At 70.3% G+C, this 20,806-nt stretch carries 17 protein-coding genes and 2 pseudogenes; 10 read left to right on the plus strand and 9 right to left on the minus strand.

Features of this window, described 5'->3' with window-relative positions; all coding sequences use genetic code 11:
- The first annotated feature begins 53 nt into the window (after positions 1–53).
- From ACMTAK_RS43375 to ACMTAK_RS43385, 3 genes and pseudogenes are all read left to right on the plus strand, one after another.
- Positions 54–302, plus strand: a complete 249-nt coding sequence (locus ACMTAK_RS43375) for a Cif family virulence factor (protein WP_413811223.1) — start codon at positions 54–56, stop codon at positions 300–302.
- A 262-nt stretch (positions 303–564) separates the two neighbouring features.
- Positions 565–1,068, plus strand: coding sequence for a hypothetical protein (locus tag ACMTAK_RS43380; RefSeq protein ID WP_413811224.1), 504 nt, complete (start codon positions 565–567; stop codon positions 1,066–1,068).
- A 9-nt stretch (positions 1,069–1,077) separates the two neighbouring features.
- Positions 1,078–1,296, plus strand: a pseudogene (locus tag ACMTAK_RS43385) (hypothetical protein); the annotation flags it as partial.
- 98 nt (positions 1,297–1,394) lie between these two features.
- Here ACMTAK_RS43385 and ACMTAK_RS43390 read toward each other — a convergent pair.
- Together ACMTAK_RS43390 and ACMTAK_RS43395 are read right to left on the minus strand one after the other, a co-directional pair.
- Entirely contained in the window at positions 1,395–4,205 is a 2,811-nt protein-coding gene (locus ACMTAK_RS43390; protein ID WP_413811225.1) for an ABC transporter ATP-binding protein/permease, read from the minus strand.
- A 338-nt stretch (positions 4,206–4,543) separates the two neighbouring features.
- Positions 4,544–4,729 (minus strand): annotated as a pseudogene (locus ACMTAK_RS43395) (methyltransferase); the annotation flags it as partial.
- A gap of 309 nt (positions 4,730–5,038) precedes the next feature.
- On the opposite strand from ACMTAK_RS43395, the gene ACMTAK_RS43400 reads away from it, so the two are divergent.
- Genes ACMTAK_RS43400 through ACMTAK_RS43410 form a run of 3 tightly spaced genes read left to right on the plus strand, consistent with a single transcriptional unit; the run spans position 5,039 to position 7,422 of the window.
- Complete coding sequence (locus tag ACMTAK_RS43400) at positions 5,039–5,848, plus strand: ABC transporter ATP-binding protein (RefSeq protein WP_413811226.1); 810 nt, start codon at positions 5,039–5,041, stop codon at positions 5,846–5,848.
- Positions 5,845–6,606: an ABC transporter permease gene (locus ACMTAK_RS43405; protein WP_413811227.1), complete on the plus strand. Its 762-nt coding sequence runs from the start codon at positions 5,845–5,847 to the stop codon at positions 6,604–6,606. The genes ACMTAK_RS43400 and ACMTAK_RS43405 overlap by 4 nt, the downstream gene beginning before the upstream one ends.
- Positions 6,607–6,621: 15 nt before the next feature.
- On the plus strand, positions 6,622–7,422 hold the full coding sequence (locus tag ACMTAK_RS43410; RefSeq protein WP_413811228.1) for a MerR family transcriptional regulator: 801 nt from the start codon (positions 6,622–6,624) through the stop codon (positions 7,420–7,422).
- On the opposite strand, the gene ACMTAK_RS43415 is transcribed toward ACMTAK_RS43410, so the two are convergent.
- From ACMTAK_RS43415 to ACMTAK_RS43425, 3 genes are all read right to left on the minus strand, one after another.
- Positions 7,416–7,673 (minus strand): hypothetical protein, encoded by a 258-nt coding sequence (locus ACMTAK_RS43415; protein ID WP_413811229.1) that lies wholly within the window; start codon positions 7,671–7,673, stop codon positions 7,416–7,418. The two genes, ACMTAK_RS43410 and ACMTAK_RS43415, sit on opposite strands and share 7 nt — an antisense overlap.
- Before the next feature lie 254 nt (positions 7,674–7,927).
- Positions 7,928–9,871 (minus strand): ATP-binding cassette domain-containing protein, encoded by a 1,944-nt coding sequence (locus ACMTAK_RS43420; RefSeq protein ID WP_413811230.1) that lies wholly within the window; start codon positions 9,869–9,871, stop codon positions 7,928–7,930.
- A 359-nt stretch (positions 9,872–10,230) separates the two neighbouring features.
- Positions 10,231–10,455 carry a hypothetical protein gene (locus ACMTAK_RS43425; RefSeq protein WP_210945700.1) on the minus strand — a complete coding sequence of 75 codons (225 nt, stop codon included), beginning with the start codon at positions 10,453–10,455 and terminating at the stop codon, positions 10,231–10,233.
- A 139-nt stretch (positions 10,456–10,594) separates the two neighbouring features.
- On the opposite strand from ACMTAK_RS43425, the gene ACMTAK_RS43430 reads away from it, so the two are divergent.
- From ACMTAK_RS43430 to ACMTAK_RS43440, 3 genes are all read left to right on the plus strand, one after another.
- Positions 10,595–11,524, plus strand: coding sequence for an aminoglycoside phosphotransferase family protein (locus ACMTAK_RS43430; protein ID WP_413811231.1), 930 nt, complete (start codon positions 10,595–10,597; stop codon positions 11,522–11,524).
- Positions 11,525–11,711: 187 nt separating this feature from the next.
- Positions 11,712–12,866, plus strand: a complete 1,155-nt coding sequence (locus ACMTAK_RS43435) for a serine hydrolase domain-containing protein (RefSeq protein WP_413811232.1) — start codon at positions 11,712–11,714, stop codon at positions 12,864–12,866.
- Between the two features lie 191 nt (positions 12,867–13,057).
- The gene (locus ACMTAK_RS43440) at positions 13,058–16,195 is read left to right on the plus strand and encodes a discoidin domain-containing protein (protein ID WP_413811233.1); all 3,138 of its coding nucleotides are present in this window, start codon (positions 13,058–13,060) and stop codon (positions 16,193–16,195) included.
- Between the two features lie 38 nt (positions 16,196–16,233).
- Here ACMTAK_RS43440 and ACMTAK_RS43445 read toward each other — a convergent pair whose 3' ends face one another.
- The 3 genes from ACMTAK_RS43445 to ACMTAK_RS43455 all read right to left on the minus strand — a co-directional run bounded on the left by ACMTAK_RS43445 (position 16,234) and on the right by ACMTAK_RS43455 (position 18,603).
- Positions 16,234–16,491: a hypothetical protein gene (locus ACMTAK_RS43445; protein WP_413811234.1), complete on the minus strand. Its 258-nt coding sequence runs from the start codon at positions 16,489–16,491 to the stop codon at positions 16,234–16,236.
- Positions 16,492–16,577: 86 nt separating this feature from the next.
- Positions 16,578–17,324 (minus strand): hypothetical protein, encoded by a 747-nt coding sequence (locus ACMTAK_RS43450; RefSeq protein ID WP_413811235.1) that lies wholly within the window; start codon positions 17,322–17,324, stop codon positions 16,578–16,580.
- A gap of 370 nt (positions 17,325–17,694) precedes the next feature.
- On the minus strand, positions 17,695–18,603 hold the full coding sequence (locus ACMTAK_RS43455) for a LysR family transcriptional regulator (RefSeq protein ID WP_413811236.1): 909 nt from the start codon (positions 18,601–18,603) through the stop codon (positions 17,695–17,697).
- A gap of 108 nt (positions 18,604–18,711) precedes the next feature.
- Here ACMTAK_RS43455 and ACMTAK_RS43460 point away from each other — a divergent pair, with 108 nt between their 5' ends.
- Complete coding sequence (locus ACMTAK_RS43460) at positions 18,712–19,818, plus strand: YeiH family protein (RefSeq protein ID WP_413811237.1); 1,107 nt, start codon at positions 18,712–18,714, stop codon at positions 19,816–19,818.
- A gap of 9 nt (positions 19,819–19,827) precedes the next feature.
- Here the strand turns inward: ACMTAK_RS43460 and ACMTAK_RS43465 are convergent, their stop codons facing one another.
- Complete coding sequence (locus ACMTAK_RS43465) at positions 19,828–20,724, minus strand: NAD-dependent protein deacetylase (protein ID WP_413811238.1); 897 nt, start codon at positions 20,722–20,724, stop codon at positions 19,828–19,830.
- Between the last annotated feature and the right edge of the window lie 82 nt (positions 20,725–20,806).

The raw sequence follows: 20,806 nt of genomic DNA on the forward strand, positions 1-20,806 counted from the left end.
GCGCGACGACAGCCACCGCGTACGGCTCGATTTGGGAGCCCGCCTTTCACACCATGGTTTCCGCGCATCACGCGGTCGACGACGGCCCGCATGTCATCGCGGGCCACGATCTGGCCGCGTCCACCCTGACATTCGTGGCGCGGATCACCAGGCCCGACGTCACCACGGATATCCGTACCACGACCTCGCTGGTCTGGCACCGAACGCCGGACGGCTGGTGGATCGTCCGCGAACACAACTCGGCCAAGGTTCTGCCCGCGGGGGAGCTCGACGGCATGCCGTCGGCGCACGAGGCTCCCTGAGCCCGTACGCCGACCGGAGCTCAAGAGGCCTGCTCGTTCCGGGCAAAGAAGTTGATTACGTCCTCGAGCGCGGGTTGTCAGGGTCTTCGGCCGTCGCGAGCCCGACCGGCAGCGTGTAGAGGGGGGCAGGACCGGTGCGGTGTCAGGATCGCTCAAGCGCCTGGCACCTGTGGTGGGTGCTAGCGTGAAGCGGACTCGGCCGGTCCGTCCGGCGAATCCGTGTCCTGACGGGGGACTTCTCACCATGCACCAGCTTCCTCGCGTGGCCGCTTTCGGCGCGCTCGCCGCCTCCGCTCTCCTTGCTCTCTCGGCCTGCTCCGGCGGTGGGTCGGACGACGCGTCGTCCGCCGCCGGGAAGGAAGGGAAGAAGGGTACGGGCAGCAGCGGCTCGCCGGGTTCGAAGAGCACGTCGTCGCCGTCCGCCGGGGCGAACGGGTCGACCGGCGGATCCAACACCGCCCAGACCGTCACGTCCAAGGCCGAGGTCAGTATCAAGTCGTGCCAGCTGCGCGATGCGTCCAAGCTGTTCGCGGTCGTCCAGCTCGACAACGCGAATGGCGCGGCGGACTACGCCTACACCGTCAAGGTCCGTTTCCTGAACTCCGCACACCCCGGTCAGGCGGTCTACACCACCCTCGCCCATCAGCCCGTCCAAGCCGGAGCCATGAAGAGCGCGCTCGCGTCCGCCGCGTGGAAGGGCGACTCCGCCGCGATGCCGAAGACATGCGAGGTCGCCAAGGCGACCAAGGTGAAGACGGCTGGCTGACCCCGGCCTGGCTACCACGCCGTGTGCATCGACCACTTCGACCGCGGCGGCGAGCAGCAGGTCACCCTCCAGTGGAAGCCGTCGGGCGCCGACGACTTCTCCCTCGTCCCGAACTCCGTGCTCAGCACCGACGCCGGCGTCGTCCCTGCCACCGCCCCGGGCCGCAAGGAGTGCGAGGGCAGCTATGACACCCCCGGCGACGGACCCCCGCTGACCTCGGTCAACCCGATCGGGGGCCTCGGTCAGGGCGGCTGACCTGCGGCTTAGCGATACCTGAGGCAGGCCCACGATCTCTGATCGTGGGCCTGACTGCTATGTCTCGCGGGCTAGTCCCGCATGATCTCGGGCTCGTGCCGGCGCAGCAGGCGGGCCACCGCGAAGCCGCAGAGCAGTCCGATCGCCAGGAGCACACCGAGGTCGATGCCCCACTGGGTGACGGTGTGGGCCCACAGCGGGTCGAGGTCGTCCGGCCTGTCGAGATTCCAGGGCGGCATGGTGTGCGCGAGGTCGAGTGTGGTCCCGGCACCGGCGACCGCCCAGCGGGCGGGCATCAGCCAGCCGATCTGTTCGATGCCCGGAGAGTCGAACAGCTTGAAGAGGACCCCGGTGAAGACGACCTGGACGACGGCGAACATCACGAGCAGCGGCATGGTCTTCTCCGGGGTCCTCACCAGCGCGGAGATGACCAGACCGAACAGCATGGCGGTGAAGCCCAGCGCACTGATGACCACGCAGACCTCGACGGCCGTGGGCATGAGCAGCCCCTGGCCGGGCAGTTGACGGACGGAGAAGCCGATCGCGCAGATGACGGCACCCTGCATCGCGGTGATCAGACCGAGGACGATCACCTTTGACATCAGATACGCGGATCGGGACAGACCTGTGGCTCTCTCTCGTTCGTAGATCACCCGTTCCTTGATCAATTCACGTACGGAGTTGGCCGCGCCGGAGAAGCACATGCCGACGACCAGCACCAGCAGAATGGTTCCGGACTCCTGGTTGTAGCGGAAACCGCTGTCGGGCGGTGGCGGGGCGAGCCCGTATTTCGCCGGAATCAGACAACTCACTCCGCCCAGCACGGCCGGGAGCAGCAGCATCAGCGCCATGAAGCCCCTGTCGGAGGCGATGACCGACACATAGCGGCGCATCAGCGTCCACAACTGGCCGAGCCAGCCCTGTGGTTTGGGCTGCAGAGCTCGGGCGCGCGGCTGCGTCCCAGGGGTGCCGGACTGCTGCGATGGCACGGCCGAGTCGATCTCCGCGATGCACCGGTCGTACTGCTGGGAAGCCCGCCAGCGCCCGCCCCAGTCGTCGTCGTGATGGTCCTCGAAGGCGGAGAAGACATCGGCCCAGCTGTCGTGACCGAAGAAGTCCAGGGCCTCGCCGGGGGGACCGAAGTACGCCGCGGAGCCACCGGGCGCCATGACCAACACCCGGTCACACATGGACAGTTCGGCGACCGAGTGCGTCACCACCAGCACGGTGCGGCCGTCGTCGGCGAGCTCCCGCAGCAACTTCATGACGGAACGGTCCAGGCCCGGGTCCAGGCCGGAGGTGGGCTCGTCGAGGAAGAGCAGGGAGGGCTTGGTCAGCAGTTCCAGGGCAACGGACACCCGTTTGCGCTGACCGCCGGAGAGTGAGGCGACCTTCTTGGCCCGGTGGACGTCGAGCCTGAGTTCCTGGAGCACCTCGTCGATTCGGGCCTTGCGCTCGGCCGCCTTGGTGTCACCGGGAAAGCGGAGCTTGGCGGCGTACTTCAGAGCGGTGTCGACGGTCAGCTCCTTGTGCAGGATGTCATCCTGCGGGACGAGTCCGATACGGCGGCGCAACTCGGCGAACTGGGTGTAGAGATCGCGGTGGTCGTAGAGCACCTGTCCACGGTCGGCGGGACGGTAGCCGGTGAGTGCGCGCAGAAGGGTGGACTTCCCGGAGCCCGACGGCCCGATCACCGCGACCAGGGACTTCTCGGGGACACCGAAGGAGACGTCGTCCAGGATGGTCTTGCCGCTCCCGACGGTCACCGTCAGGTTGCGGGCGGTGAAGGAGACCTCACCGGTGTCGACGAACTCCTCCAGCCGGTCTCCGGCGAGACGGAACGTGGAGTGGCCGACACCGACGATGTCGTATGGGCCGATGACCTGGCGATGCACGGGCTGCCCGTTGACATAGGTGCCGTTGTGACTGCCGAGGTCGACGATTTCGAATCGGCCACCGGGCAGGGGCCGGAACTCCGCGTGGTGGCGGGAGACATACGGGCCCTCCACCACGAGTTCGTTGTCCGGTGCGCGACCGATGCGCAGCCGTTGTCCCAGGTCGAGTCGGTGCACGCCCGAGGGGTCCCGGTCGATGGAAAGGGCCGCGGCGGCTCCACGGGGACCGGCTGTGGGCCCTTCGGGCCGGTGGGTGTCCCGGGCGTCACCCGCGTCTCCGGGAGGCCCGGGAACCGCGGCACGGGTGGGATCGGACGCGGCGTGGTGGGGGAGGGGCCGGAACAGGTCGTCGCCATGGGCCGCCGCCCCCGTGGGGGCTGCCGGAGCCTCCCCCGCCCGGGGACCAGGCGCCACCGGGGGTGTGGCGGCGGCCGCCGCCGACGCGCCCCGATCCGCGGCACCCTGGGCCTGGGGACGGGCCTCGCCCCGGGGCAGCCCCGCGCGTATCCGAGCGTCGGCACGCACCTGATCGTCACCCACCGCCGCCGAGGCTCCGGTGAAGACCGCGGTGAAGTCCAGCCGCATGCCGGTGGAGACGTTTCCCAGCCGGACGATGGAACCGTGGCCAATCTCGATCCGCTGGATACGACGCCCCTCGGCGAACGTGCCATTCGCGCTGCCGAGATCTTCGATGACCCACGTCCCGCCGTCACAACGGATCACGAGGTGCCGCCGGGAGACCCGGCGGTCGATGCAGGAGATGTCGGCCTGCTGGTCGCGCCCGATGGTGTAGCTCCGGGACGCGTCCAGGGTCCAGGTGCGTCCATTGGCATGCAGCACAAGTTCCGGTACGTCTGCCGCCACCGGTCCATACGAGGGCGACGATTCCCCGGGGACCGAGCTGTGCGTTTCCCGACGAACGCGACGGGCTGCGCGCGGACGATCGGTGAGCTCGTCGGCGATGCGGTCGAAGTGTTCGTCAGCCATCACAACGGTGTTTCCTCGTGGAGTCGGGGTCGGGTTGGATTCGGGGTCGGGTCGGGTCGGAGCCGGAGTCGGTCAGCCGGTGCGCGGCCCGGACCGGGGCACTCCGGCGCGTACGGACATCGCCGGTATGGAAGAGGGCGCGGGACATGCGGAGGTTGCGCGTCATGGCGTGGAGCCTCGACGGCGTGAACGCCTTGAAACGGGGTGCCCACTCCCCTCGTATCGTTCCGACCCGGATCGCCGAACTCGTCACCCGAGCCGTGCTCGTCGGAGTGGGGGACACCAGGCCGTCCTACTGCACGCGCCCAGCTGATGAGCGGTCGTTTTCTCCGTTCGCGTCAGGCGTAGGGAATGAAATGCGCTGGGGTGTGGTCGATGGGCAGGTCGGGGCGCCAGGCGGTGAGGATTTGGGCGCTGCATACGAACAGGCCGTCAGGCAGGTGGTCCAGGGGGTACCAAGCCCAGTCACCGACGCTCTCTTCCGGCTGGGTGACCGGTCGGCCTTGCCAGGCGCCGACGGTGACCGCACCTCGAGGGACTCCTCGGCCTCTACGGTGCCTCCCGGTGAAGCGGGCGGGTTCGCCGATTTCTGGCCGGGGCGTCGCAGGAACCCGCGCGTGAGTGCGTCATCGGCGGCTTTGAGTACGGCGGGTTCGCGGCCGAACAGGCTCTGGGCGAGTGGTCCGTCATTGCTGCGATGTGTTTGGCCGACTGGCGACGTGGATGCCGTGGTCGGAACGGACTTGACCTTGACGCTGGGTCAATCCTCCATCCTTCCGGGAGGAGCTTCAGCGCAGCCGCCTGGAACAGCTCCGCGAAGGAGGCAGATGACCATGACGGCCCAATCGATCGCCGGTACGGCGATTCGCGTGCGGGGTCTCGAAAAGTCGTACGGGAAGCTCGAAGTGCTGCGCGGTGTCGACTTCGAGGTGGCGCGGGGCAACATCTTCGCCCTGCTCGGCTCCAACGGGGCGGGCAAGACCACGACCGTGAGGATCCTCGCCACGCTCCTGAAAGCCGACGCGGGGGCGGCGAGCGTCAATGGCTTCGACGTTGCCACGCAACCGGCGAACGTGCGGGAGTCCATCAGTCTCACGGGGCAGTTCGCGGCCGTCGACGAGATCCTCAGCGGTCGGGAGAACCTCGCCCTCGTCGCCAGGCTGCGCCACGTCAAGGACCCGTGCGCAATCGCGGATGACCTGCTGAGGCGTTTTTCGCTGAGCGAGGCGGGCGCGCGGCGAGTGTCCACGTATTCGGGTGGGATGCGACGCCGGCTGGACATCGCGATGAGCCTCATCGGGAATTCGCCGGTGATTTTCCTGGACGAGCCGACGGCCGGTCTTGACCCCGAGGCGCGCATTGAGGTGTGGGATGCGGTCAAGGAGCTGGCCGACCAGGGGACGACGGTGCTGCTCACCACGCAGTATCTGGACGAGGCCGAGCAGTTGGCCGACCGGATCGCGATCCTCCACGCGGGTCGGATCATCGTGAACGGCACCCTCGCCGAGCTCAAGCGGCTCTTCCCGCCCGCCAAGGTCGAGTACGTCGAGAAGCAGCCGACCCTGGAGGAGATCTTCCTCGCTGTCATCGGTGGCGGCGACAGGAGCGACGCCACTGGCACGACAACTGGGGGACGAGGATGACCGCGTACTTCTTCAGCGACACTGCCGCGCTCACGGGGCGGACCCTGCGTCATGTCACACGCAGCATGGACACCATCATCACGACCGTCATTACGCCGGTCGCCATGATGCTGATGTTCGTCTACGTGTTCGGCGGCGCTATTGATACCGGGTCGGTTTCCTATGTGAACTACATGCTGCCCGGCATCCTGCTCATGACCATCGCATCGGGCATCTCCTACACCGCGTACCGGCTGTTCACTGATGTGAAGAGCGGGATCTTCGAGCGATTCCAGTCCATGCCGATCGCTCGGTCGGGTGTGCTGTGGGCCCATGTCATCACCTCTATGGTCGCCAACCTGATCGCGCTCGTGCTCGTCGTGGGCGTCGCTGTGCTCATGGGCTTCCGCTCAGGGGCAGGAGTATCGGCATGGCTCACGGTCGCCGGCATCCTGCTCTTGTTCACCCTGGCGCTGACCTGGCTCGCCGTGATCCCAGGGCTCTCCGCGTCGTCGGTCGAGGGAGCGGGTGCATTCGCCTACCCGCTCATCTTCCTGCCGTTCGTCAGCTCGGCGTTCGTGCCCACAAAGACGATGCCCGGCCCGGTGCACTGGTTCGCCGAGCATCAGCCGGTGACGTCGATCGTTAACACGATCCGTGCTCTGTTCACAGGGCGGCCGGTCGGCGACGACATCTGGATCGCGCTCGCGTGGTGTGTGGGCCTCCTCGTCGTGGCGTATGTCTTCGCGATGATCGCCTATCGCCGGAAGATTGCCTGAGGCAGGCTGAGACCCATGCTCACCATCAGCCAGCTGGCGGCGTACGCCGGGGTGACGGTACGGGCGGTACGCCATTACCACCAGATCGGGCTGCTGCCGGAGCCCGAGCGTGACCGGTCCGGGTACCGGACCTACGATGCTGCCGCGGTCGTGCGGTTGATCCGTATCCGCACCCTGGCCGATGCCGGTGTGCCGCTGGCCAGGGGGCAGGAACTTCTCGACGCCGGCCCGGAGGAGTTCGCCGACGGCGTTCAGGAGATCGACAAGGATCTGCGCGCCGAGATCCGGCGGTTGCAGGGCACCCGCAGACGCCTCGCCAGGCTCGCCGCCGGAGAGCACCTGGCGCTCCCGCAGAGCGTCGTGGACTACCTCGACCGGCTGCGCGGTCTCGGCGTCGAGGAGCGGTACATCGAGATGGAGCGGGATGCCTGGATCATGATCGCAGCCCAGGTGCCGCACCAGATCGACGCCGTGATCGCCAAGAAGCACGAGGAGTTGGACAACCCCGACATGGTGAAGCTCTACAGCATTCTCAGCGGGGCACTCGACTGGCCGGTCGACGATCCGCGGGTAGTCGAGATCGCCGACATCCTGGAGCGCCTGATGATTCGCGCCGAGGAAGCCGGCGAGGTGGGTGCCGGCGGCTTCGACGACCAGTTCGTCGACCTGATGGACTCAACCATGGCCAACTCCTCACCGGGCGCCAAGCGACTCCTGGCGATCCTGGAGGAGAGGGGCTGGAGGGGCTGGACCCGCATTGAGCGAGTGCCTGCCGACAGGGTCAACACTGAGTTGCCGTCACCTCTGACTCAGTGAGGAACCGGGCCGACGCGGTGGGGGTGGGCGGCGTGGAGGTACTTCATAGCCGTGGTGGTGGAGATCCCGAAGACGCGGATCAGGAGGACTGGGTCCTCGGTATCGCGGGCCTCGTCCAGGATTCGGTCGGCGCGCACGGCGCGCAAGGTGACCCCGGCGGGGGCGAAGCAGGTGCTGAGGTAGAAGTCGCTGACGGGGTCGGTGGTGCTGGCGGTCTGCTGGGTGATGTTGTGGAGGAGCGAGCGGATCAACGGCGCGCCGGGGCGCAGGCCGTCCCGCAGCGCGGGCGGGGAGCGGTGCGGGACGGTGAAGGCGAGACTCCAGATGGCGTACGCGGCGTCGAAGAGCTGGGCGGTGCGGAGGTCGTGCGGATCCCCGGCGGATCAACAGTGCCCGCGCGGCCCTGGCGGGTGCGTTCGATGGCATCGGGACGGGCGAAGGGCAGCTCGCCCATGAGCTGTCACCACTGGGCGGGATCGGGGGCCGGGGCGGGTGGCGCTGGTGGTCACGCACAGCTGCTCGCCTCGCCGCCCGTGCGCTGCTGAAGTGTCCACAGGGTCCTGAACAGCCCCGGCTCCCCGGTGAGTTGGGCGTACGTTCCTTCCTGGACGACCCGTCCTTGGTCGAGGACGACGATCCTGTCCGCCACAGCGACGTTGGCGAGCCGGTGTGTGATCAGCAGGATCGCTCGGTCCTTGGCCAGACCCCGCAGTCCGGTGAAGATGTGGTGCTCCGCGCGAGCGTCCAGCGCGGCGGTGGGCTCATCCATCACGAGCAGAGCCGCCTTCCGGTGGAACGCCCTCGTCAGCACCACACGCTGCCACTGCCCTCCGGACAGCTGCTGCCCTCCGTACCACTCCGACGTCAGAAGGGTGTCGAGTCCTGACCGCAGGCCGGGCAGCATGTCCATCGCTCCGGACGCCTCGCAGGCTGCCAGGACGGCGGTGTCGCCGGTGTCACCCTGCCCGAAGGTGATGTTGTCGCGGAGGGTGAGTGGCAGGTAGGTGTACTTCTGCGGGGCCAGGGCGGCATGTTTCCACGCCTCCCAGGGCTCCAGCTCCGCCGTGGTCGTGTGGTCCCACGCCACTTCGCCGGATGTGGGCAACAGCAGACCGCAAATGAGCCGGGACAGGGTGGATTTGCCCGATCCGTTCTCCCCGACCAGCGCCACGATCTCCCCACGCCGCACGCGCAGGGACACCCTGCTGAGGCTGTCGTTGTCGGCGCCGTCGTACCGGTAGGTGACGTCGCGGACCTCGAACCGCTCCGGCGCCCCGGTGAGGGTCTTGGTGCCTCGGGACGCCGTCATGGCCTGTCCATGGGCGTTGTCGAGGAAGTTCTGCCAATCCTGGACGTACCAGCCGGTGCGTACCAGCCGGGCTCCGCCGTTGATGATGCCGCGCACGGAGCCGGTCGCGGTTTGGAGGGCGAAGACCGCGCCGCCTCCGGCCGCGAGGTTCATACGGCCGGAGGCCAGGAGCCAGAGCAGCGCGGCCCACACCGCGGCGGACGCCACGCCGCCGGCGACCGCGCCGACCAGCCCCATCCACGCACCGGTGTCCGCGGCCTTGCGCTCCGCGGCGTTGACCGAGGCGGCGAGCCGCCGGTACCGGCCGATGAGGAAGGGGCCGGCCAGACAGGCCCGCATCTCCTCGCTGGACTCCACGTAGGCCATGTGCCAGCGGAGCTTGTGCAGCATCCGGCGCCGACCCGAGGTCTCCAGCGCCGCCAGGTACACCACCCGGGCGGCCCGCACATACGCGGCGGCCTGCGGCATACACGCCAGAAGGAGCAGCGGAAGAAGCGCCGGGTGCAGCACGGTGAGAACGGTCGCGCCGGCGGCGAGCGTGGCCGAGGCGGCCAGCACGTTCTGGGCCTCGTCGACAAGGTCGGGAGTGACCTGGGCGCCGCGGTCGGCGATGTCGTAGAAGTCGTTGTAGCCGGGCTTGTTGTTCGCCGCGAGCTCCGCGCCGAGCGCCGCCTCGATCATCGTCAGCTCCGCCGCCCGGGCCAGCACCGGCCGCAGCCGCGCGGTCAGCCACGTGACCGAGATCCCCAGCAGGGCCCGCAGACCGGCCGCCACGGCGATGACCGCCAGCCGCGGAGCCGCCTCCCACAGTCGCTCGGCGATGTCTCCAGACGAGATCAGCGCGTTGATCGTCCCCGTGACCGCGAGCAGCCCCACGGCGGCGAGCACGCCGGTGCCGATCTGGCACGCCAGCAGGCCGAGCGTGGCGCCGCGATCCACCTGCCACGCCATCTTCAGGGACCGCAGCACCAGCGCGGGCAGCCGCCGTGCCATCGTGCTGGTCGTCATCTGTGCGCCGGCCTGGAGTCTGGACTTGTCGCGGTACAGGAACTCCTCGTCCCGTGCGCTGCTCATGGCGTCCGGCGTGCTGGTGTCCGATGGGCCCGGAGTCGGTTGTTCCTGTGTGCTGGCCGAAGTCAACGTGGTCCCCCTTGGCGGTCGCGCGGCTGGCTTGTGAGGGTCAACGACTCAGCGGGAATTTCGAACACATGTGTTTCGGACGGCCTTGGAACCCCGTGATTGAGCGTGTGCCGGAGCGTGCGGGTTGCACCGGCCCTTGCCGCGCAAGGGCCGGGCCCGGAAGGGGGAGTGGCCAAAACGCCGACGGTGCGGCTGACGCCACGGACTGCGCGGTATGCCTCGTCCGGATCACCGGGCAGACCTGGCCAGAGCAGGCCGACGCCCCGCCAGCAGCTACGCGGGCGGGGCGTCGAAGCCCGGAAGGCCCCGGTGTGCGACGCGCGACCGCTCGCACGGGCGTCCGGGCCGACGAGGGCCGACTACACCTCGTCGGTGGCGAACAGTTCGAGGTGCCCGCACTTGGGGCAGCGGAATGCCACTATCTGCCGCCGGGGCCGGCCCGTCCGCTTGGCACCCCCGAAAAACCCCCGCTCCATCGCGCCCTCGATCCAGCGCGCATACCCGCGCGAGTGCTCGCCGGCGTCCTCGATGAAACCTTCCGCCAGACCGACGGTGCCACAATGGGTGCACGTGTAGTTGTTCATCCTGTGAGTGTAGGAAACCCTGCGGCCAGGACCGACCCGCAGCCGTCGTCTCCTGCCCGGCTGGGACGACGGAGGCCCAGGACCACGTCCTGCCGGATGTCGCGAACGTCGGGTCACTGTCCGGCTATCGTGGCTCCGCATGACCCACCCCGAGATCGAGATCACCGCGGAACTGGTCCGGGATCTGCTGCGCGACCAGCACCCCGACCTGGCCGATCACCCTGTGCGGCTCGGTGCGCGGGGCTGGGACAACCAGCTGTGGCGGCTCGGCGACGACCTCGCCGTCCGGCTGCCCTGGGCGACGCCGTCCGCGGACGCGCTGCTGCGCAAGGAGCACGCCTGGCTTCCCGCCCTCGCCCCGCGTCTCCCTCTGCCGGTCCCCGTCCCGCAGCGCCTCGGCGAGCCCTCCGAGCGGTTTCCGCGGCCTTGGATCGTCACCACCTGGGTGCCGGGAACGCCCGCCGACCGCGCCCCCGCCACGCGCGCCGCGGAGGCGGCCGACACCCTGGCCGCGTTTCTGACCGCTCTTCACCGGCCTGCCCCCGACGGGGCGCCGACCGGCCGCGACCGTGGAGGACCGCTGACCGACCATGCCGAGGGGTTCGCCCGGACCTTGGCCTCGGCCACCGAGCCGGGGCTGATCGCCGACCCGGACGCCGTCCGCGCCGTCTGGGAGGACGCCGTCGCCGCGCCCGACTGGACGGGACCGGCACTGTGGCTGCACGGCGATCTGCATCCGGCCAACGTCCTCACCGAGGACGGCGCCTTCTGCGGCGTGATTGACTTCGGCGATCTCTTCGCGGGCGATCCGGCCTGCGATCTCGCCGCCGCTTGGATGCTGCTGCCGGACGGCGCCGTCGACCGCTTCTACGACGCCTATCAGCCGACCCCGGACACAGCGACCCGACGCCGCGCCCGCGGCTGGGCGGTGCTGAAAGCCCTCGTCTGCATCCTCATCGGAGAGGCGGGCGTCCACGGCCGTCCGGGTGGCAAGCGCACCTGGGGCCCACCCGCCCATGCCGCGCTGCGACGCCTCACCACGACGATCCACCGGCATGTCGCCCGGTGACAGCCTTCGCGGCCAGTGCGCGGAGGCGGCCTCTTCTTCAACGCGCCCCACAGCTCGACGTCGTCGGCGGTGACGGTCTGTCCTCAGACACCAGCTTCGACCGTGGCTTGCTTCTTCTTTAACCCGCGTGCCGCCCGGTTTTGACCCCTGCTCCTTGACGTGGCGTCAGCTGTTAGCGTGGGCGGCTATGAGCAACATAGACGGAAGGCACGACGCCCGGTTCGACACCGTCCGCGCCAAGTTCGAACAGAACGTGGCCTCCGGCGAGGAACTGGGCGCGTCCCTGGTCCTCGACATGGACGGCGACGTCGTCATCGACCTGTGGGGCGGCTTCCGCGACCCGGCTCGCACCGTGGCGTGGGACGAACACACCATCACCAATGTGTGGTCGACCACGAAGGCCGTCACCAGCCTGGCAGCGCTCATGCTGGTCGATCGTGGCGAACTCGACATCCACGCACCGGTGGCGGAGTACTGGCCGGAGTTCGCCGCCAACGGCAAACAGGGCGTCGAAATCCGCCACCTTCTTTCGCATACCTCCGGGGTCGGCGGTCTTGACCAGCCCGCCGTGCTCGAGGACCTCTACGACTGGGAGAGGTCCACCGCCCGGATGGCCGCTCAGGCCCCGTGGTGGCAGCCGGGAACGGCATCGGGCTACCACTTGACGAACTTCGGTCACTTGCTCGGCGAGGTCATCCGCCGCGTGAGCGGAAAGCCCCTGAAGCGGTTCGTCGCCGAGGAGATCGCCGGCCCGCTGGGCGCCGACTTCCAGATCGGCGCCGCCGAGGAGGACTGGGGCCGGATCGCGAACGTGATCCCGCCACCCCCCGTGCGCTTCGACGCCGACGCCCTGGGAGCGGACAACCCGGGCGTCAAGGCCGCGACCGGACCCTCCGTGGAGGCGAACGACGCCAACACACCGGACTGGCGCCGCGCGGACATGGGCGCGATCAATGGGCACGGCAACGCTCGCTCCGTCGCACGTGTGCTGTCCGCGATCGCTCGCGGTGGTGAGGTCGACGGCATCCGCCTGCTCGGCCCGGACACGATCGATCTCATCTTCAACGAGCAGGCATGCGGTGTGGACCTGGTCCTTGGCATCCCGCTGCGCTGGGGTGTCGGCTATGCGCTGCCCAAGAAGGACACCATCGCCTGGATCCCCGACGGAAGGATCTGCTTCTGGGGAGGCTGGGGCGGGTCAATGATCATCATGGACCTCGATCGGCGCATGACGATTTCCTACATGATGAACAGGATGGCCCCCGGCATCATCGGTTCCGACCGAAGCGGCACCTATGTCACGGCCATCTACGACGCGCTCCGGAACGACGGCCAGCGGTGAATTCCGCTTTGCGCGGCCGCATCCACTGACCACGGGTGGCGAATCGTGGACGGCGAGGTGGCCGGCGCACCCCGCGGATCGAAAGCCGGTGAATGGCTCTCACGTCACACCTGTTGACGCGCGGACCGGGACCGCCGAAGAATGTGCGGACACCCTCTGACAACGTTGTCCAGCCTCCGAGGTGGCGTTCCGTGTCGCACCGATCCCTGTCCCTCGACCGCCGCCGCTTCCTGCACCTCGCCGGTCTCACGGGCGCGCTGGCCGCCCTGCCCCCGCTCACCGGAGCCGCGAGCGCCCACGCGGCGCAGGGCCGTACGGACTCGGACCCGTCGCCCGACGCCGTCGCGGCCACCTACCTGCGGGTGCTCCTGGACCACACCCGGTGGTCCGAGACGCAGTGGGACGAGGCCCAGGGCCACTACCGGGCCAAGGACTTCGGGTTCGTTGTGGTCCTCGGCCACGCGGTCCTGCTCACCCATGGCACCTATGACGCGGAGCGCGCCGGCACCGACCGGGAGACCCTCGAGCGGCGCACGCTCGCCACCATCCGTCACTTCGCCGCGTCGAACCGGCTCACCGGCGGCGACGAGTGGGGCCGCACGCTCTTCTTCGACACCACCTTCCAGTCGTACTTCGTCCTCGCCGCCCGGCTGCTGTGGAAAGACCTCGACACCGCGACGCGGCGACACGTCGAGACCATCGTCCGCGAACAGGCCGCCTACACCACCTCGTTGGGCAGCGGCGACGACCCCGCCTCGGGCGACTGGACACCGAACGGCCTGACCGGCGGACACGTCGGCGACACCAAGCTGGAAGAGATGGGCCTGTACGCGCAGACCCTCGCACCGGCGCTCGCGTGGGCCCACGACGACCGCCGCGCCGCCGACTGGGCCACGTGGTACGGCATCTGGTCGCGCAACGAGGCGGGGCTGCCGCCCGCCGACCTCGCCAACCCCGCCCGCGTGGACGGCGTCGCCGTCTCCGAGAACACCGCCCGCAACCTCTACGACACCTTCATCGTCGAGAACCACGGCTCCTTCGGCCCGCACTACCAGGAGGAGCTGTGGCGCACCTCCGGCCGCAACGCCGCGCACTTCCTGGCCGCCGGGCGCCCCCTCCCGCAGGTCCTCACACGGCAGCCGAACGCCCAGCCGCTGTGGCGCACGCTGCTGGGCGTCATGAGCGACGCGGGCGAACCGCTGATGCCGATGGTCGACGACCGCGAGCACCTCTACGGCAGGGACGTCATCCCGCTGGCCTTCCTCTCCCAGGTGATGCGCGACCGGGCCGCGGCGCGCGCGGAGCAGGAACTGGCGGCACGGCTGGAGGCGTACCAGCAGTACCCGCCCGAGCACCGGATGGCGAAGTTCTCCGGGGAGCCGAAGTACGAGCCGGAGGCACGCGCCGAGATCGCGATCAGCTACCTGCTGCACGTGTGGGCGGCGGCGTCGGGGCGGCCCGTCAAGGCGCTGTCGCGCGAGGAACTGTTCGCGCGGGCCTCCGGTGTCACGGACTTCGGGACCGGCCCCGGACTGGTGTCGCACCAGTCGCGAACCGCGTGGGCCGGTGCCGTGACGAAGCCCGGGTTCGTGAAGTTCGCCTGGCAACCGGCCCATGACGACTGGCTGTTCCGGGTCAGCGGCGCGACCCCGATGTTCCTGCCCACCACCGCCGCGCAGGTCCAGGGCCGTACCGTGCGCGTGTACGAGTCCCCGCGCGACGGCTTCGACGGCAGCGCGACGCTTCTGCGCCTCGACGGCGGCTGGGCCGGGTTCGCGACGCTCCCGACGGGCTCGATCGTCTACGCGAGCGGCGGCACCGCCGACGCGGAGGGCCACCTCGAGGTGCACAACCTGACGATGCCCGGCATGCCGGGGCTCGACGGCGCGCGCACCTACCGCTTCGAGGAGGGCGAGGCGACCGTCCGCGCCCGCGACACCTCCACCGAAACACCCGCCGGGCGGGTCGACGACCTCGGCTTCACACCCGCGACGGTGCGCCACGTCCGCATGCTCGGCGTACGGCCCGACCCGGCCTACGGATACTCCCTGTACGCCTTCGAGGTGCGCGACGGCGCCCAGGGCGCGGACCTCGCGCACGGCGGGTCCGCCACCGCCTCGTCGGCCGACGCCGGGAAGGGCGCGCCGCTCGCGGTCGACGGCGACGCGGCCACCCGCTGGGCGGTGTCGAAGGCCGATCGTCCGCGTGCCGACAGCTGGCTGGCCGTCGACCTCGGCGCCGAGCGCCGGGTCGACCGGGTCACCCTGCGCTGGGAATCGGCGGCCGGCCGCGCCTACCGCGTCCAGGGCTCCACGGACGGCCGGGACTGGAGGGATCTGGCGACCGGGCCGAGGCCGGCGGTGAGCAGCCGCGGCGGCTGGCTCGACGTCGACGGCCGCGCCGGGCTCGTGGTGCGGGACGGCCGGAATCCGATCGGCGTCTACGACGACAAGATCGTCCTCGGGGACGGCCCGGCGGCACCCCTCCTCGTCGAGGGCTTCCCCGGCACGTCGGCCGGGAGGCTGCGCGCGATCGCCCGGAGGACCGCGCCCACGGCGGAGGCCACCGAGGTGCGCACGACGCTGACGGACGGGCACCTGACCCTGTTCAACCTCTCCGGCGAGTCCGTCAGGACGCGGATCACGATCCCGCGCACCGGCACGGACACGGTGGTCTTCGAGGGCACCCAGAGACTGACCGCCGACGGCACGTCCTTCGAGGCCGCGCTGCCCGCCGCCACGGCGGTCGTGCTGGCCCCGCGCTTCACGCTCACCCCCCTCACCAGCCGGGGCCTGCCGCCGGGCCTACGGGTCCAGGTGGTCGACGGCGCGACCGTGCGCCTGTCCGGGGCCTCCTGCGCCCTGCGCGTCCGGGCCCAGGGGCACAGCAGCGTCGCCGTCGTCAGAGCGGACCGGACGATCACCGTCGTCCTGGACGGCGCGGCCGCCCACCCGCACGACGACCTGGCCCTCGGCAGGACCGTCTTCCCCACGAGCCCGCTGCCGGAGGGCATGTCCGACCCCGCGGCGGCGGTGGACGGCGACGCCCACACGGCCTGGAAGCCGGGTGCGCGCGGCCGCATGGTCGTGGACCTCGGCGCGGCCCGCCCGGTCCGCCTGGTGGAGACCGAGTGGACGACGGGCACGGCGCCGGGCGCGAAGGTCGGCTTCAGCACGGACGGCATCACCTACCGGGACGCCGGGACCCTCACCGGCCGGGGCCGGGTGCGCCGACTGACCGCCTCCGCGACGGCCCGCTACGTCGGCATCGAGGTCGACGGGTCGGCGCATGCGGCGGTGTCACACCTGCGGCGCCTGACGGTGCGCTGACAGCTCCGCGTCCCCCTCCGGATGGATCGGCGGCGGGGTCAGCCGAGGTAGGGGTGGCGGTGGCGGACCGGGCTGATTTCCTCAAGGGCCGCGCCGAGCCGCAGGATCGTCGCCTCGGCGGTGCGCGCCGCGTCGAGTGCCCGTTCGGCGGTCACCGTCACGGCGTTGATCTTCGGGTCGACGGCCGCGATACGGTCCAGACGCGCCCGCACCACTTCCATGGCGGATACCTGCCGTCCCGCGATGAGTTCCGCCGGCTCGGTCGCGTCCCGGTAGTACAGCTCACTCTCGCCCACAGGCCGGCCTCTCCGCCATCAACACGATGCGGGCGAAGAAGCAGGTGCGACCGCCGCGCGCCGCGATACCCGAAGAGGGGGATGGCTCAGCCGCGTATGGTCACGCCGTGGCGTGTGCGCAGTCGGTGCAGCTCCCACAGGGAGAGCACGGTCACCGACAGCGGCCCGCCGAACAGGGAGCAGAACTGGGCCCACAGCGGCCCGTTGGGCATGCCGCTCCCGGTCAGGTTGAAGACGGCGATGATCCAGACCATCACCACGGTGAGCACGGCAGGCAGCGCGGCGTGCACATAGGCGGTGTTGAAGGCGGAGCGGGCGACGTAGGCCGAGGCCAGGAAGAAGAACGGCAGCCCCCACAGCAAGAACGCGAGTGCGGGGACGGCGGCCACGAACAGCCACACCCCGTGCAGCCCTTCCAGTACCCCGGTGTTGGCCGAAATCCCCCACAACGTGGCGGCGAGGACGGCCACGGTCAGGACGTACCAGCCGACGGTCTTGGCCGGGACACTGAGCCGGGAGCGCAGCAACCGCCGCCGCTCCGCGGGCGCGTAGCGGATGAAGAGGGCGATGATCAACGGTCCGGCGATGAGGAGCAGGACCGGGGTCACGATGAGTTGGGCGGCACTCTCACTGGCCTGGTCCTTCAGGTCGCCGTCCGATCCGTACGTGTAGTAGAGGGCGAACGTCGCGAGGACACCGAGCACCGTGCGGGTGATCTGGACGCGGTCGACCACGGGGTCGTGGACACGCCCGCCGCCGTCCTGGTCGAACAGTTTCCGCGCGGGCCGGTGGGCCAGGCGGAGCAGGGGGACGAGGAAGGAGAGGAAGGGCACTCGCCGGTACCAGCGCCGGCCCCTGGGCGCCGGACGGTAGGGCCCGGGCGGCGGGGGCGGGGGCCCATAGGGGTTCGGTATCGGTGGCGGCCCGTACGGACCGGGTGCCGGTGGCGGCCCGTACGGATCCGGTGCCGGTGGCGGCCCGTACGGACCGGGTGCCGGTGGCGGTCCCCAATGATTGCCGCCCTGCCCGGGGTCGTTCGGCAGACCCCATCCCCCCGTTGCCATCGCGGCTCCTCCTTGCCCATGCCTTCGACCGCGCGTTTTTCGCCAGCTGGCCGGGAATTGTACGGGCTCTGGGAAGTGCGCCGGGCATGGCGTCGGTCCAGCAGTTCCGCGGCGTTGGCCATGTCGGCCCCGCAGCGCCTCAGGCCTTCTTTCCGCGGCGTCTCGTCACGGCCAGGAGTTCCGCCGCGGGGCCGACGGGGACGCGGCCCGAAGCCCAGACAGCCCGCAGATCACGGCGTAGTTCGATGCCCTCGACCGCCACCGACACGAGGCGGCCATCGGCGAGGTCGGCCTCTACCGCGAGCTCGCTGATCACTGCCGGGCCGGTTCCGGCGATCACGGCATTGCGCACGGCGGTCGCCGACCCCAGCTCCAGGAGGGGCTGCGGTTCGCCCACGCCGGCCTTGCGCAGAGCCTGGTCCAGGGTTTCGCGGGTGCCCGATCCGCGTTCGCGCAGCACCAGCGGCGCGGCCACGAGCTCGGCGACGCTCAGCGGGCGGCGGCGGCGCGTCCAGGGGTGCCCCGGGGCGACCACCACGAGCAGCCGGTCGCGGGCGACCTGCCGGGCGGACAGCCCCGCCGGGGCCCGCGGTGACTCGACGAACCCCAGGTCCACCGCTCCGCTGCGCAGCAGATCCGGAACCTGTTCGCTGTTGGTCACCTGGAGACCGACGTACAACTCCGGCCGCGTGCGGCGCAGCTCGCCGATCCAGCCCGGTACCAGACACTCGGCCACCGTCATGCTGGCCGCCACCCTCAGCTCGGCGTCCCGCTTCGTGCGCAGCGCCTCCGTGCCGGTCAGCAGCCCCTCCATCTCCTGAAGGACCCGCTGTGCCCAGCCCGCCACGGCCCGGCCCGCGTCGGTGAGCTGCGATCCCCGCCGCGTCCGGTTCACCAGCACCAGGCCCAGCCTGCGCTCCAGCGCGGACAGCCGCTTGCTCGCCGAGGGCTGCGTAAGACCGAGCTGCGCCGCCGCACCGCTCAAGCTCCCCACGTCTCCGACCAGGACGAGCAGCCGCAGCGATTCCGGATCCGGCAACTGGCTCATAGCTCCAGGGTATGGGGCGGACCCGGTCGGCAGTCATGCCTCTTGGCTATGACCTCCTCACGATCTCGGGGCTACAACCCTGGTCCGGAGCGCATCAGAGTCGAGGCCATGAGCGAAGTCGAGGCCATGAGCGAAGATCTGGACTGTCCGGTCACTGCCCGGCCGGAGGCTGATGCCCGGCCGGCGGCCGGACCGGCGCGGGCGTCCCGGCCCGCCGTGGCCTCTCTCGTACCCGGTCTGGCCCTCGTCCTGGCTCTCGCGGTGGCGGGCACGGCGGTGGGGAAGACGTTCCCGCTCGTCGGCGGCCCGGTGGCCGGGATCGTCCTCGGTGTGCTGCTGGCCGCCCTGAAGAGGCCAGGAGCGCGGTGGAGTCCCGGCATCGGCTTCGCGAGCAAGTGGGTCCTACAGGTTTCGGTCGTCGTCCTGGGCTCGCAACTGTCGCTGGCCCAGATGGTCCAGGTGGGCGTGGGCTCGATTCCGGTGATGACCGGCTCGTTGGTGGTCTGTCTGACCGTCGCGTACGGCATCGGCCGGTGGCTCGGCATCGCCGGGGACCTGCGGACGCTGATCGGCGTGGGCACGGGCGTCTGCGGCGCGTCGGCGATCGCGGCGACCGCCCCGGTCATCGGCGCGGCGGGGGTCGAGGTGGCCTACGCGGTCTCCACCATCTTCCTGTTCAACGTCGCCGCCGTGCTCACCTTCCCGCTCCTCGGCCACCTCCTGGGGATGAGCCAGCACAGCTTCGGCCTCTTCGCGGGGACGGCGGTCAACGACACCTCCTCAGTGGTCGCCGCCGCCACCGGCTACGGCCGCACCGCGGCGGACTACGCGGTCGTCGTCAAACTCACCCGCAGCCTCATGATCATCCCCATCTGCCTGGGACTGGCCTGGCTGGTGGGACGCCGCAACCGTGCCGCGCCGGAGGCCACGGGCCGTCCCCGGCTTCAGGTGGTCAAGCTGGTGCCCGTGTTCCTGATCGGCTTCCTGCTGATGACCACGGCGAACAGCCTGGGTTTCATCCCGTCCGCCGCCCACCACGGACTCGGCGAGCTCTCGGTCTTCCTCATCACCGTCGCGCTCTGTGCGACGGGCCTGTCCACCGACCTCGCCGCACTGCGCCGCACCGGCCCCCGACCGCTCATCCTCGGTGCCTGCCTGTGGGCGGTGGTCTCGGTGACCAGCCTGGTTCTCCCACTCCTGACCGGTTCCCTGTGAGCGGTCAGATCACGGATCCGGCTGCTGACCGGGGATGCCCAGCCGGTCGGCCACGGCGGTGAGGGCCGTTCCCAGCGGGAGCGCGACCCGGGTGGCGGCGTGCCGGTCGCCCCGGGTCGGGTCCAGGTTGACGATCAGTACCGGCTTATCGGCCCGGTCCGCCTGGCGGACGAACCGGAGCCCGGACATCACCGTCAGTGAGGAGCCCAGGACCAGCAGCGAGGCCGCCTCACGGACCAGCTCGCGGCAGTGCTCGACCCGCTTCGGCGGAACGGCTTCGCCGAAGAACACCACGTCCGGTTTGAGGATGCCGCCGCAGACCGTACAGGGCACCACGCGGAAGTCCCCGACCTGTTCGTCGGTGAGGTCGGCGTCGCCGTCCGGGTTGATTCCGGCGGCCACCGGCTCGAAGCCCGCATTGGCCTCCTCCAGCCGCCGGGCCAGTTCGCGGCGCGGGCTGAAGGCGCCGCAGGAGAGGCAGACGACCCGGTCCAGGCTTCCGTGGAGTTCCACCACGCCCTCGCTGCCGGCCGCCTGATGCAGGCCGTCGACGTTCTGGGTGATCACGCCCGAGAGCAGGCCGTGCCGCGCGAACGCGGCCACGGCCCGGTGCCCGGCGTTGGGACGGGCGCGGCCGAAGGTGCGCCAGCCGAGGTGGCTGCGGGCCCAGTACCGGCGCCGGGCCCGGGCGTCGGCTGTGAAGTCCTGGTAGGTCATCGGGGTATGCCGGCTCAGGCTCCCGCCCACGCCCCGGTAGTCGGGGATGCCCGACTCCGTGGAGATGCCGGCCCCGCTGAGCACCAGCACACCGCCGGTGCTCAGCGCGTCGGCGACCGGTTCCAGATCCGTGCTGCCCGGCGGCAGGTCCTCGGCAGGGGTCCAGCTCAAAGTGGGGCGCATGCGCATGCCGCCAGAGTACGGAACGCGACACGGATGACACCTGGCGTATACGATTCGGGCCATCTAATCCATTATGTCCATATTTGGG

The sequence above is a fragment of the Streptomyces lacaronensis genome (genome assembly GCF_047337785.1).
Taxonomy (GTDB): domain Bacteria; phylum Actinomycetota; class Actinomycetes; order Streptomycetales; family Streptomycetaceae; genus Streptomyces; species Streptomyces lycopersici.